Raw genomic sequence first — 13,278 nt, 5'->3', positions numbered from 1 at the left:
CAAGCTCATAGCAGCTAGAGGCTGTACGGGAGCGACCGAGCGACGCCCCGCTTGCGGCGCAATAGCGGAGACATCGCGGCTAAAGCCGCTCCGACAAAACCACCACCCCGCTTGTCCCCTTCCCACTCCAACGCCTACCATCCGGCCACGCTTAGAACGAGCCAGCCCATGCGCGAACGCACCATCGCCAGCCACTTCATCCGCGCCGCCCTGCGCGGCGCCGAGCGCCACGGCGTCGACACCCGCCCGCTGCTGCGCGAGCTCGGCATCCAGCCGGCATTACTCGACGAACCGCGCGCACGCCTGGCGCCGGAGCAGTTCTCGCAGCTGATCCAAGGTCTCTGGCTACTGCTCGACGACGAATACATGGGCTTCGGCAGCGTGCCCAGCAAGCGCGGCACCTTCGCCATGATGTGCCACGCCATCATCCACTGCCGCAGCCTGGAAAAAGCCCTGGTGCGCGGCATGCTGTTCTACGACCTGTTCCCCGATGCGCCACGGGTGAGCCTGCGCCACGAAGGCGAACAGGTGCGCTTGAGCATCGACAGCTCCGCCCTGCACGACCCCGACCACTTCCTCACAGAAAGCCTGCTGGTGATCTGGCACCGCCTCGGCAGCTGGCTGATCGGCCAGCGCATCCGCCTGGACGAAGCCACTTTCGCCTACCCCGAGCCGAGCCACAGCGCCGAGTACGACCTGCTCTACCCCTGCCCGCGCCATTTCAACGCGCAAAGCACCAGCCTGCTGTTCCACAGCCGCTACCTGGGCATGCCACTGCTGCAGGATGAACGCACGCTCAAGCAGTTCCTCGAACACTCGCCGGCCGACCTGCTGGCCCGCCCCGATGGCGGCGACAGTCTGACCAGCCGCATCCGCCGCTTGCTCGGCCGCGACTGCACGCACTGGCCGGACCTGGAAAACGTCGCCAGCCAGTTGCATATCAGTCCGCAGACCCTGCGCCGCCACCTGCGCGAAGAAGGCAGCAGCTTCCAGGAACTCAAAGACCACCTGCGCCGCGACCTGGCCATTTACCACCTGGGCCGCGACGAGCTGTCCATCCAGGCTCTCGCCGAACAGCTCGGTTTCTCCGAGCCCTCGGCCTTCCATCGTGCGTTCAAGAAATGGACAGGGCTGACTCCGGGCGCCTATCGCATGCATCAGGACAGCTAGCCAAGCACCATCAACACTCAGGGAAGAACCATGAAAGCCACGGACCTGCTTGCCATCGCCTTACGCATATTTGCCCTGTACCTGCTGTACAGCACCTTCATGACGGCCATCCAGCAATACCAGTACATCCATCAGGTCGCCAACGTCAGCGCCCCCGGCGATGTACGCGGGCTGGTGTTCCTGGCCATCGGCCAAGTCGCCTGCCTGCTGCTGGTCGCCCTGGCGCTATTGAAATTTCCTCAAACCATCGCTCGACGACTGGCGGCGCCAGCCAGTACCGAAACCTCGACCACTGGCATCAACGCCCAGGAGCTACAGTCGGTCGCCTTCTGCATCCTCGGCGTCTACCTGGTTGCCCGCAGTCTGGCCGACTCCTTCAACAACGCGGCCTGGATCATCTACATGCTGCGCGGCACCCCGGCCGATCAGGAAAACCTGCCGGCATACGCCATCCAGGAACTGATCACCGTCATCGAGTTGTTGATCGGCCTGTTCCTCTGCCTGAAAGCCGAAGGCCTCAACCAACTGATCCGCCGCCTACGCAGCGCTGGCGTGCAATGAGACGCCCACGCACACGCCACTTGCTGGCGGCCCTGCTGCTGGCCTGGCTGCTCGCACCGGAGTGGCTGCAGATCCCCGTGCAGGGCGCCAGCCCACGTGACTGGAATGCGCAGAGCTTCTGGTTCGAACCCTGGGGCCGCTCCGGCACCCACAAGGGTATCGACATCTTCGCCCGCCAAGGCACCCCGGTTATCGCCCCCACCTACGGGCTGGTGCTGTTTCGCGGCGAACTCGCCGTGGGCGGCAAAGTCATCCTCATGCTCGGCCCCAAATGGCGCCTGCACTACTTCGCCCACCTCAACGACTACAGCGCCCTGCCCGGCCAACCCGTGCTACCAGGCAGCCTACTCGGCAGCGTCGGCGACAGCGGCAACGCACGCGGCAAACCAGCCCACCTGCATTACTCGATAGTCACCCTGTTGCCCTATCCCTGGCGCTGGGATGACAGCACTCGAGGCTGGAAGAAGATGTTCTATCTCGACCCCAACCAGAGACTGCGCGGAACCGCAGTAGACAGCCCATGAGCAAATCAGTAGCGTCGAGAACAAATCCTGTTCCGCTCCAGCTTTACTGCCTGTCCCTTTTGCCTTTTCTCAACTGTCGCGTTCACCGCACAAGCATTGAGAAAAATCAAAGGCTTGGTAGACAGCGCGGAACGTTATGCGACACAAGTGGCGTAATAAATTACGCCACTTGTGTCGTCTACTTATAGTTAGCTTTTTAAGGAGAGTACTGTGGCGAAGCCGATAATCTTTGGAAGCTATCAATTTAAGACCAAAAGTTCTGCCACAGAAGAAGCCCGACGCAGGATAAATCAATACGAGGCAGGCTCCAGAATAAATCTCGACGACGAACACTTCTTCGCCTCTTTATTTACACTTCACTCAGAATATGAGGAAAAGAAAGGAGCAGGTATAGACCACATAAAAGTCGAAAGAGACTTTCATAAAAATCGGTGCCTGTACATTCACCGCATTGACGGCACAAAAATTGATTGCAGCTGGGTGCATTGCATTCAACCTGCCTCACATAAATCAGTAGTGTCAATGGCATTTAGAAGGGCTGTTAAGGAAATAATCACAACATTCAAGAAAGAGCAAATAAGCAAAACTTCCACCTGCCCTATTCTTGGCATACCGCTAAACTACGAAAACAGCCATGCCTCTTATAACTCCCCGCAATTTGAAATTCTTCTGAGCAACTTTTTGAGTCAAGAAGGTCTTTCATTCGACTCAATTGTGTTAGTCAACCCTGAGGCAGCCGACCTAGACCAGCGCGGGATTCTTGCCAACACAGAGCTAGCCAATAAATGGCGCGCATATCATCAAGAAAATGCAGAGCTGCAATTGCTTAGCGCAGAAGCCAATCTCAGCAAATTAAAAAGCTAACAAATGGTTCAAGTCACTCGCTTCGCTCGCTCGGGACCGGCTAAAGCCGGCCCCTTAACCAAACGTTAGGCCCAGTTTAGTCATGAGTTCAACGCTAACCACCGAGTTGTTCAAAGCCTTCTATAGCGAGACATCTTGCGCGCCATTAATGTCACTGCGTGCCGGCAATGCAATTGACGATTACAGCACACCAACACCATTTGAATCTGAGTACGACCAAGTATCAGATGAATATCTTGAGAGCTTCCATTGGGGCCTCAGTTATCTAGACCCTTTATCTTGGCGGCATTATTTACCATATTTTTTCCAATATGCATTCTGCAGAATCCACAAAGGCAGTGTTGTTACAGATGCCCTTCTGAATTCGCTACGCCCACCTGAACGTACACCACCAAGACTAGGCTCTCTATCCACCGAGCAAGAAACAGCGATAAGACATGCAATAGAACACTTGGCTTTCGCTAAAGACTCAGTGCATGCTGAGCTTGCGTGCCAAGTACTTGAGGAGTGGTGGTTACCTAATTCGGTGTACAGGCCAATCATCGAGTGAGGCCTAACAAATGGTTCAAGTCACTCGCTTCGCTCGTTCGGGACCGGCTAAAGCCGGCCCCTTAACCAAACGTTAAATTGCACCCATAGATCAGAGGAGGATTGAGCATTGGGAACACGCGAATACCACTTATATAGAGCAAAATTTATAAAGCCAGCACAGCTTCCGTTGTTTGTTAAAAGCAAATCATCAATGGAGCTTTTCCTAGAATCTATTCATGACAAACCCGAATACACCTTATCGAGCGGGAGCGAATGGCATCTCGGCAACGTTAGAATGTTTGATGAGGTTTCAGGATCTTTTGCTGTAGGCAGAACCACAAAGACAACTGTTGAAAAATTCGATAAAGAAACTGGCGACTTTGTTGATGAGCTAGATGACTCTGGCCCCTATACAGTTGTTATTTTTGACGCAAAAATTGGATTGCTTGGCATCGCCAAAAAATCAAAATTAGCCCCGAATGCCTCAAGCATTGCTAGAAGAATTAAGGATTTGCTCTTAACCACCAGAGTTGCAATTGAGTCAGGAATAGAAATCAGAGTCGACGTAATACCAGACCCAGAAGACTTTCTGGATAAGCTCCGGGGCGCATATTCAATTCGAAAATTCAGGGCGACTTTTACAGGGCCAAATCCTGTTGATGCAGATGAGCTCTTTCAAAAACCCCTATCGGTTTACGCGCAAAGCATGGGAGCTTCATCAGGAACCTTAGAGGTTGTCGGTGAGGCACTTAATGAAGAAGTCGCTGAGTCTGTAGCAAAATCAACCGCAGCCACTGGGAATACAGCTTCTGCCAGAGTGATCCCTAACAAAGGCACCAAGGCTAAAAACATTAAAATGAAAGGTGATGCGGTTGTAGTAGCAGTTGAAAATGACGCAACAAGCTCGCAAGTATTAGAGCAAATGCACGCTGAATACATGAGGGTTAGAGGATGATTACGGAAGTAAACATTAAAGATTCCGAACATCTGATCCGCTCAATAAATGAACTACCGAATAGCTTTATCTATAGAGGTCATGCAGATTCAAGCTGGAAGTTAGAATCCACTTTGGAGCGCACAATTGGCGAGAAGTGGTCAAGCGAATTAGCTAGAAAATTTGAAGACCACTACCTAAATTTATTCAAATCAAAGTACCACATTTATAACGGGCATGAACATGAACCAAAGAGCAAGTTGGCCTGGCTGTCTGTTATGCAGCATTATGGAGCACCAACACGGCTTATTGATTTCACAGAAAGCCCTTATGTGGCCTTATACTTTGCTTTGGAAGCATACAACCCACTTCTAAGAAATGATCTCGCAATTTATGCGATTGACTACAACTCAATCATGGATGAGTCGTTGGCTTTTATCTCGAAGCGCGACTCTAGCTTCAAGAAAACCAGACATGAAATTATAGGCAAGCAGGACGAGTTATTTGATGACGTGGTAGATCGCTTTTCATATGAAGTTGTTTGGATTACAGAACCATTAGAGTTAAACGCCAGAATAGACAGACAGTCAGGAACTTTTCTGATTTCTGGAGACAAGGAAAAAAGGATCGAAGATCTGCTTGCAAGGGACATGTATAAAGATGTCCGCATACTAAAGCTTATTGTGCCGCACTCTATCTATGAAAATATTTACGCACTTCTAAGAAAAATGAACATAAATGCAAAGACTATATATGGCGACCTAGGCGGACTGGCCAAGTCCATCAAGATGGATATGCAAGTACATGCAATTTAACAAATAGTTCAAATCGTTCGCCTCGCTCACTGGGACGGGCTAAAGCCCGCCCCTTAACCAAACGTTAGGTATCACATGGAAACGTGGCGCCCTCTCACAGTACAGCTAGCCATTGCACTAGCTTATGCATCTATATTCCCCATCACCAACCTATTAGGTGGCGGCATCATGATGCTCGGCATAATTTTATCTATTCCTTTCCTACCTATTGGTTGGATAACTGGCATGGCCTTCGTCCATGTTTTCGGTTCCGAATCTGCATATTTACCAGGAGCTTTCATTGCAGTGGCAATTCAGGCCTTTCTATTTATTCATTGGCTTGCAGCCGGTAGAAGAAATGAGGTGAATACCTAACAAATGGTTCAAGCCGCTCGCTTCGCTCACTCGGGACCGGCTAAAGCCGGCCCCTTAACCAAACGTTATGCACTAAAGGGAAATCTGTGCGATCTCTAGCAAGCATCATCTGTGGCCTTATCGCTGGCTGGCTAATAATCACCGAGCCAGCACTTATCCCTAGCTCATGGAAAAATGAGATCGGCCAGTTTGTAGCACACAATCAGCTAGTTGATGCCGCAGCAATTAAATTATCAGAATCATCTGCGATCACCACAAAGTACCGCCTAGCCATAATACTCTCCAGCCTAATCCCACTTTTCATTTACGCATCAGCAGCCACACTCATATTCTTTTGGAGCAACAAGGCTAGAGAAATCTTCTATGCAAGTCTCGCCTATCCAATCTACACACTTTCGTCAATCGCCATAATTTCTAATTTTCACGAAAGCACATATCAACCATATATCAGGAACTCTATAACGTACGCAGAAGTATATTTTCTCAACTCAGTTACTTTTATCTTTTTTCTTTACACGCTAATCTCCATAGCAAAATTATTCAAAAACTCGCGCCAACGCGCATAACAACTGGTTCAAGCCGCTCGCTTCGCTCACTCGGGACCGGCTAAAGCCGGCCCCTTAACCAAACGTTAGGCATTACATGCTCAGTGGAACCCGTTACTTCCAATTAAGTCTGACAGCGCCATTGGTAATCCCGCTGGTTTTCTTTTTAATTTCAGTGGCCATGAATAAAATTTTCGTCCTATCGGCTGTACTAACAATCTCCCTTGTAATTGGTGGCGGCCCATACGCAATTTTTGCATTAGCCGTCCTGATCTGGTCGCGCAATCGCCAACCAGCAACCCTACGCAAGGCATCATATTTCGCACCACTTATATTTCTGGCTCTCTGCTTTATCTTGAGCCCACTACTACTTTTAACGGGGTCTAAAGCAAAAGAAATATTCGGAATACTCCTTATTTTTTCAGCTTACACACTGGTTATAGGTTATTTTTATGTCCTTCTTGTCAATACAGTGTACGAGCTATTTCTGTCACATCGGAGCGAAGCCTAACAACTGGTTCAAGTCGCTCGCTTCGCTCACTCGGGACCGGCTAAAGCCGGCCCCTTAACCAAACGTTAGGTGCATATGAGTATTGCTGCTGTTCATACCTCCGCGTTCTATCGCGAGGTTGCTAAATCTGGCTTCGTATGGGGCATTAGAGACGAAGCCGGTTTTCCTGCGCCTTTGGGCTCCGATGGAGCTAGAGCAATGCCATTCTGGTCGTCCGAATCGCGCGCCCTCAAAATTATCCAGAACTTACCGGCTTATGGAGGGTTCACTCCGGTGGCTATTGAATGGTCAATATTTTGCGAGCGCTGGGTGCCAGGGCTAACTCAAGATGGCCTGCTGGTTGGAGTTAATTGGTCAGGCCAAGCTGCTAGCGGCTATGAAATTCAACCTCTCAGCGTGCAACGCAACATTGAAGCCCTGCGCAAAAGCACCTAACAATGCGCTCAACTATCGCTCACTTCGTTCGCTGGACAGTCAAAAGCTGCGCTTTTGCCTGCCCGTTAGCTTAATCGTTAAACGGCAAATTAAAGCATGCGCAACATGGAAATCATGCAGTAAATAACTAACACCCAGCCATTAAAGCCACTACCAAAAACAACCCGGAGTTACAATGACTTCTTTTGCACTTATCATCAAACACAAAACCCAGCCAGGGAAGCGAGATGAAGTTCGAAAAGTGTGGGAAAGACACATGGCACCAGCCATATCGGCCAACTCAAGCCATATGGCTTACTTCTATTGCTTCGAAAACGGTGACCCGGATTCAATTTTAGCGTTCCAGCAATATGACAGCGTCGAGGCGTCGCAAAATTTTCTAAAAACTGAGAGTTATGCGGCTTATTTGAAGGATGTTGAGCCTCTTCTGTCTGGCCCACCTCAAGTCACCGCGCTCACACCAATGTGGTCGAAAGGTACCTAAGGTGCGGTCTCGCAAGTGATTCAAAGCGTTCGCCATGCTCACTTCGGAACGTCCTCAAGCTACGCTTGCGGCCGCACTGAACCAAACGCCAGCCAGCGCAAGCGAATATATAGACAAATAGCCAATTACTTCAGATAACTTGGTTAGCCCATACCAAAACATGGAAACCCTGCAGAGGAATCCGAAGTAGCCCCCATGCCAACTCCACAGCTATTCACCCTAACCCTTCTGACCATGCTCGCCTTCGCCGGCAATTCGCTGTTATGTCGATTGGCGCTGGCGCAGAGCGCCATCGATGCGGCCAGCTTCACCAGCATTCGTCTGCTGGCCGGGGCTCTGGTGCTGGGGTTGCTGGTTCGGGCCAGAGCCGCGCATGGGCCTCGGCAAGGCAGCTGGTTTTCGGCGGCGATGCTGTTCCTGTACGCGGCAGGTTTTTCCTACGCCTACCTGAGCCTGCCTACCGGCACCGGGGCGCTGCTGCTGTTCGGAGCGGTACAGGCCACCATGCTCGGCTGGGCGATGTACCGCGGTGAGCGTATGCAGCCGCTGCAACTAGGCGGCCTGGCGCTGGCGCTGGCGGGGCTGGTCGGGTTGCTGTTGCCGGGGCTTTCCGCACCGCCGTTGTTCGGCTCGCTGCTGATGCTGCTGGCAGGGGTGGCCTGGGGTGTCTATTCGGTGCGCGGCAAGGGCGCTAGCGACCCGACCGCCGTGACGGCGGGCAACTTCCTGCTGACGGTGCCATTCGCCTTAGGCTTGAGCCTGCTGATGTACCGCGATACCTCACTGGACGCCGCCGGTGTCGCCTACGCCATCGCCTCGGGGGGCATCACCTCCGGGCTGGGCTACGCCCTGTGGTATCGCGTGCTGCCGTTGTTGCGGGCCACGACGGCGGCCACCATCCAGCTGAGCGTGCCGGTTATCGCAGCCCTGGCGGGCGCGGTGTTTCTCGACGAAGCCATCACTCTGCGCCTGGCGCTGGCCTCCGTGGCCATACTCGGCGGCATCGCGCTGGTCATACAAAGCAAACAAAAACTGGGACAACGCTGAGCACGCTCCTGCCGCAAGCTGCAATGGCCATCCCCTCTGACCGCTGGGAAGAGGGGCGTTAAACGCTCAGGTTTGCATCGCTCCGCTTTCCCGGTAGGCGTTCGTGACGCTTTGTCATAGCCTAGCGGCCCGCCACAGGAACTCGCTCATGTTCAAACGCAGCTTCAACTCCATCGCCACCACCTGGCTGGCGGGGCTGCTGGCCCTACTACCGCTGGCCTTGTCACTGGCCTTGCTGGCCTGGCTGGTGAGCCTGCTGAATACCCTGATCGGCCCAGCCAGCTTTATCGGCAAGCTGTTTGCCGGGCTCGGCCAGCCCTTCGTCAGCAGCCCGTTGCTGGCCTGGCTGCTGGGCACCCTGGCGCTGGTGGTGGCGCTCTACCCGTTGGGCCTTGCCGTGCAACTGGGGTTGAAAGGGCCACTGAGCCGCCTGTTCGACCGTACCCTGCGGCGCATCCCGCTGCTGGGCAATCTGTATGGCCTGGCGGATCGCTTCGTCGGCCTGCTGGACCAGAAGGACAGCGCCGACCTGGCGGCCATGAGCCCGGTATGGTGCTTCTTCGGTGGCGACGGCACTGCCGTGCTGGCCCTGCGCCCCAATCCCGAGCCGCTGCAAATCGATGGCCGCGACTACTACGCCATCCTGGTACCGACCGCGCCGGTGCCGGTGGGCGGCGGCCTGCTCTACGTACCGGTGGAGTGGGTCAAGCCGGCGGAGATGGGCATGGATCGCTTCACCAGCATCTATGTGTCGATGGGCATCACTCCACCCAAACCCTGAGAAACCCGATCAGAGTTTCCTGGCGCTGACCATCGCCAGCAGGAACAGACCAGACAGCGCGCCCAGCAGTGCCAGCCAGCCGAAATGCCCCCAGATATAACCGCCCAGGTAACCGATCAAACTGGAACCCAGGTAGTAGGCACACAGGTACAGCGACGAGGCTTGCGCCTTGGCACTTCGGGCGCGCTGGCCCACCTGACCGCTGGCCACTGCGTGAGCGGCAAAGAAACCCAACGTGAACAGCGCCAGGCCAAGGGTTAGCGGCACCAGCCAGGGCGTTACGCACAACGCCACGCCGAGCAGCATGATGGCGATGCCGCCCTGCAGCACCTGACGCGCGCCAAAACGCACCACCAGGCGTCCGGCCCAGCCGGCGCTGAGAATGCCGCCCAAATAGACCACGAACAGCAAGCCGATCAGCGTCGCCGAGAGCGAGAACGGCGGCGCGGCCAGGCGGAAGCCCACGTAGTTGAATAGCGCGACGAAGCCGCCCATCAACAGAAACGCCTGGAGGAACAGCAAGCGCAACTTCGGATTGCCCAGATGGGCGGCGAAGTTGCCGAGCAGGCCGCGCAGCGACAGCGGCTGGGCGCGAAAATGCCGCGACGGCGGCAGCAGCCAGACGAACAGACACAGGGCCAGCAGGCCAAGCCCGGCGATGCCAGCGAGCGCCAACGACCAGCCGCCGAGGTCCGACAGTAGGCCGGCGAGCAAACGCCCGAGCATGCCGCCCAGAGCCGTGCCGCCGATATACAGACCCATCGCCGCCGGCAGTGATTCGGGGGCGAACTCCTCGCCGACATAAGCCATGGCCAGCGCCGGCAGACCGCTCAGGGCCAGGCCCAGCAGCGCGCGCAGCACCAGCAGCAGGTGCCAGTCGTCCACCCAGGCACAGGCCAACCCCAGCATCACGGCCAGGCCTAGGGCCGACGCCATTACCGGCTTGCGCCCCCAGCTCTCGGCCAGGGCACCGGCCAGCAACAGGCTCAGGGCCAGGCTCAGGGTGGTCAGCGACAGGGCCAGGGCACTGGTCGCCGCCGAGACGGCAAAATGCGCGGCTAGAAGCGGCAGCAGCGGCTGCACGCAGTAGAGCAAGGCGAAGGTGGCGAAACCTGCACAGAACAGAGCCAGGGTGGCGCGGTGGTAGGCGGCAGTACCGCGCAGAAGATGTGTAGATGTCGTCATGGCGACTCTCGAACGGACGAGCCCGAAGAAGGCGAAAAACTAGCACATAACGACAAAAACGATAGCTGGCTAATCGTTTTCTTTGGTCTATCTTGGCTGTTGCCCACCAACCTGCTTGGAGAACCCTATGCGCAACACCCTGCTCGGCCTGTTCGGCAGCGCCGCCCTGCTTCTGGCAGGCATGGCCCAGGCCGAAATCCAGACCCGCGAGATTCCCTACACCGCCGCCGACGGCACCCAGTTGATCGGCTACCACGCCTGGGACGACAGCCTGCAAGGCAAGCGCCCCGGAGTGATCGTGGTCCACGAATGGTGGGGCCTGAACGACTACGCCAAACGTCGCGCCCGCGACCTCGCCGCACTCGGCTACAGCGCCCTTGCCGTTGACATGTACGGCGGCGGCCAGAACACCAGCCACCCGGATGACGCCAAGGCCTTCATGAATGCAGCCCTGGCCAACCCAACCATTCCCATGGCGCGCTTCCAGGCCGGCCTCGACCTGCTCAAGGCGCAACCGCAAACCGATGCCGACAAGCTCGCCGCCATCGGCTACTGCTTCGGCGGCAAGGTGGTGCTGGACATGGCCCGCCAGGGCGTACCGCTGGCAGCCGTAGTGAGTTTCCACGGCGCCCTGGTTACCGCCACACCGGCCACACCGGGTAGCGTCAAGGCCAAGGTGCTGGTCGAACATGGCGCGGCAGACAGCTTCGTCACGCCGGAACAGGTCGCCGCGTTGAAGACCGAGATGCAACAGGCCGGCGCCGACTTCCGCTTCGTCGAACTGCCCGGCGCCAAGCACGGCTTCAGCAACCCGGATGCCGATGCACACAAGGGCCATGGCCTGGACCTCGGCTACCAGAAAGAGGCCGACGAGCGCTCCTGGGCCGATATGCAGGCGCTGTTCAAAGAGGTGTTCTAAGCCGACGCTGCCTGGACAGACTGATCCGAGCACCAGGCGATCGGCATCTTCGAGTGGCGCAGGGTATCGCGCCACTTCACCCTACCTGAGCCCGCAACGTGACGCGGAGGCAATGCGGTCAGCAGGCGGTTCCACACCCTGATCACATCCAGCGCTGAAGGCTCAGAGCCGCGCGCGGTACTCGCCCGGCGTGGTGTCGAACCAGCGGCGGAAGGCGCGGAAGAAGTTGCTGGGGTCGGCGAAGCCGAGCAGGTAGGCGATCTGCAGCAGCGTCAGGTTGGGCTGGGCCAGGTACTGCTCGGCCAGTTCGCGGCGGCTGTCGTCGAGCAATTGCTGATAGCTGGCCCCCTCTTCCTGCAGGCGACGCTGCAAGGTGCGCTCGGACAGCAGCAGTGCCTGCGCTACCGCCTCACGCTTGGGCTCGCCCTGGGGCAGCAAGCGGCACAGCACCTGGCGTACCTGATGGGTCACCCGACCATCGGAGAAGCGCGCCAGGTATTCGCCAGCGAAGCGGTCGTGCAGTTGCGCCAGGGCCTCGTTGGCCGAAGGCAGCGGTGCCTCCAGATCGGCGCGATCGAACAACAGCGAGTAGCGCTCGCTGGCAAAGCGCAACGGCGCCTGGAAAATCTCTTCATAAGGACGCAGATCGGCTGGTGCCGGGCCCTGGAAGCGCACTTCGCGAGGTTTCAGCGGCTTGCCGGTGAGCCAGCGGCTGAAGGCCATGGTATGGGCCAGGCTGGCCTCGTAACTGGGACGGGCGGCAGGCAAGTGATCGCCATGAATCGCCAGGATCAGCTCGTAGCCATCCGGGCTCGGCTGCAGGCTGAGGTCGGCGCCCTCGCCGATGATGCGCTGATAGCGCACCAGGCGCTGAAAGCCATCCAGCAGGTTGCGGCTGGACATCAGCGCATAACCCACCACATGAAACGCCGTGGGGCGCACCGGCAGACGCCCAAGGTTGAGGCCGATGGTCGGATTGCCGGAGGCCTCCACGGCCAGGTGCCAGAGCCGGGTCATGCCGTCCTGGGGGAAGCGCGCGTCCGGGTCGCTGAGGGCTTCGTAATCCATGCCCAGCTGGGCAAACAGGGCTCGGCAGTCGACACCGCCCAGCTCGAGACCCTGGACGATGCTGGTGGCCCAGCTGGATGAAGTGGTTCGTTCGCTCATCGTTCTTCTTATGGATTGGCCAGCACGGTCTGGCGCCAAGAGGATACTAAACTGGCCCTGTATGTCACTGGCCGCAGGAGACAGCCCGCATACACTGAGGCCAACAATGACAGGAGGTACGCCATGAGCGCCGAAACCACCGAACGCTTCAACAGCTTTGCCGAGTTCTACCCCTATTACCTGCAGGAACACAGCAATGACATCTGCCGTCGCCTGCATTACGTCGGCAGTCTGCTGGTGCTGAGCATCCTCGCCTATGCCCTGCTGACCCAACAATGGCTGTGGCTGCTGGCCCTGCCGTTTGCCGGTTACGGCTTCGCCTGGGTCGGCCACTTCGTGTTCGAGAAGAACAAGCCCGCCACCTTCAAGTACCCGCTGTACAGCCTGATGGGCGACTGGGTGATGCTCAAAGACGCCTTTACCGGCCGCATCCGCTTCTAATCCAATAACA

General features: G+C 56.4%; 16 protein-coding genes. 14 read left to right on the top strand and 2 right to left on the bottom strand.

Annotated elements, in window-relative coordinates; translation table 11 throughout:
• The first annotated feature begins 168 nt into the window (after positions 1-168).
• The 12 genes from AYB31_RS17340 to AYB31_RS17315 all read left to right on the top strand — a co-directional run bounded on the left by AYB31_RS17340 (position 169) and on the right by AYB31_RS17315 (position 9,556).
• Positions 169-1,170 carry an AraC family transcriptional regulator ligand-binding domain-containing protein gene (locus AYB31_RS17340; protein WP_068830007.1) on the top strand — a complete coding sequence of 334 codons (1,002 nt, stop codon included), beginning with the start codon at positions 169-171 and terminating at the stop codon, positions 1,168-1,170.
• Between the two features lie 30 nt (positions 1,171-1,200).
• Positions 1,201-1,731, top strand: coding sequence for a hypothetical protein (locus AYB31_RS17335; protein WP_068830005.1), 531 nt, complete (start codon positions 1,201-1,203; stop codon positions 1,729-1,731).
• A complete protein-coding gene (locus AYB31_RS17330) occupies positions 1,728-2,255 on the top strand; it encodes a M23 family metallopeptidase (RefSeq protein WP_068830003.1) in 528 nt (175 codons plus the stop codon). Before AYB31_RS17335 ends, AYB31_RS17330 begins: the two co-directional genes overlap by 4 nt.
• Positions 2,256-2,465: 210 nt before the next feature.
• Positions 2,466-3,119 carry a DCL family protein gene (locus AYB31_RS21225; RefSeq protein ID WP_082805345.1) on the top strand — a complete coding sequence of 218 codons (654 nt, stop codon included), beginning with the start codon at positions 2,466-2,468 and terminating at the stop codon, positions 3,117-3,119.
• An 82-nt stretch (positions 3,120-3,201) separates the two neighbouring features.
• Positions 3,202-3,669, top strand: a complete 468-nt coding sequence (locus AYB31_RS22370; protein WP_442961826.1) for a DUF6714 family protein — start codon at positions 3,202-3,204, stop codon at positions 3,667-3,669.
• 108 nt (positions 3,670-3,777) lie between these two features.
• Positions 3,778-4,605, top strand: coding sequence for a hypothetical protein (locus AYB31_RS21220; RefSeq protein WP_082805344.1), 828 nt, complete (start codon positions 3,778-3,780; stop codon positions 4,603-4,605).
• Positions 4,602-5,399: an FRG domain-containing protein gene (locus tag AYB31_RS17325; RefSeq protein WP_068830001.1), complete on the top strand. Its 798-nt coding sequence runs from the start codon at positions 4,602-4,604 to the stop codon at positions 5,397-5,399. Before AYB31_RS21220 ends, AYB31_RS17325 begins: the two co-directional genes overlap by 4 nt.
• A gap of 75 nt (positions 5,400-5,474) precedes the next feature.
• On the top strand, positions 5,475-5,753 hold the full coding sequence (locus tag AYB31_RS21545; protein ID WP_153020740.1) for a hypothetical protein: 279 nt from the start codon (positions 5,475-5,477) through the stop codon (positions 5,751-5,753).
• 1,131 nt (positions 5,754-6,884) lie between these two features.
• Positions 6,885-7,244, top strand: a complete 360-nt coding sequence (locus tag AYB31_RS21215) for a DUF2750 domain-containing protein (RefSeq protein WP_082805343.1) — start codon at positions 6,885-6,887, stop codon at positions 7,242-7,244.
• A 175-nt stretch (positions 7,245-7,419) separates the two neighbouring features.
• Complete coding sequence (locus AYB31_RS21205; RefSeq protein ID WP_082805341.1) at positions 7,420-7,728, top strand: putative quinol monooxygenase; 309 nt, start codon at positions 7,420-7,422, stop codon at positions 7,726-7,728.
• Positions 7,729-7,923: 195 nt separating this feature from the next.
• Complete coding sequence (locus AYB31_RS17320) at positions 7,924-8,775, top strand: DMT family transporter (RefSeq protein ID WP_068829999.1); 852 nt, start codon at positions 7,924-7,926, stop codon at positions 8,773-8,775.
• Positions 8,776-8,923: 148 nt separating this feature from the next.
• Positions 8,924-9,556: a DUF502 domain-containing protein gene (locus AYB31_RS17315; RefSeq protein WP_068829997.1), complete on the top strand. Its 633-nt coding sequence runs from the start codon at positions 8,924-8,926 to the stop codon at positions 9,554-9,556.
• 9 nt (positions 9,557-9,565) lie between these two features.
• On the opposite strand, the gene AYB31_RS17310 is transcribed toward AYB31_RS17315, so the two are convergent.
• Complete coding sequence (locus tag AYB31_RS17310) at positions 9,566-10,741, bottom strand: MFS transporter (RefSeq protein ID WP_068829996.1); 1,176 nt, start codon at positions 10,739-10,741, stop codon at positions 9,566-9,568.
• A gap of 127 nt (positions 10,742-10,868) precedes the next feature.
• Between AYB31_RS17310 and AYB31_RS17305 the strand changes: the two genes are divergently transcribed.
• The gene (locus AYB31_RS17305) at positions 10,869-11,660 is read left to right on the top strand and encodes a dienelactone hydrolase family protein (protein ID WP_068829994.1); all 792 of its coding nucleotides are present in this window, start codon (positions 10,869-10,871) and stop codon (positions 11,658-11,660) included.
• Between the two features lie 162 nt (positions 11,661-11,822).
• Here AYB31_RS17305 and AYB31_RS17300 read toward each other — a convergent pair whose 3' ends face one another.
• Entirely contained in the window at positions 11,823-12,827 is a 1,005-nt protein-coding gene (locus AYB31_RS17300) for an AraC family transcriptional regulator (protein ID WP_068829992.1), read from the bottom strand.
• Between the two features lie 123 nt (positions 12,828-12,950).
• On the opposite strand from AYB31_RS17300, the gene AYB31_RS17295 reads away from it, so the two are divergent.
• Positions 12,951-13,268 (top strand): Mpo1-like protein, encoded by a 318-nt coding sequence (locus AYB31_RS17295; protein ID WP_068829990.1) that lies wholly within the window; start codon positions 12,951-12,953, stop codon positions 13,266-13,268.
• Positions 13,269-13,278: the final 10 nt, after the last annotated feature.

The sequence above is a fragment of the Pseudomonas sp. BMS12 genome (assembly GCF_001592875.1).
Lineage (GTDB): Bacteria > Pseudomonadota > Gammaproteobacteria > Pseudomonadales > Pseudomonadaceae > Aquipseudomonas.
This window is presented reverse-complemented; position numbering and strand designations above follow the sequence as displayed.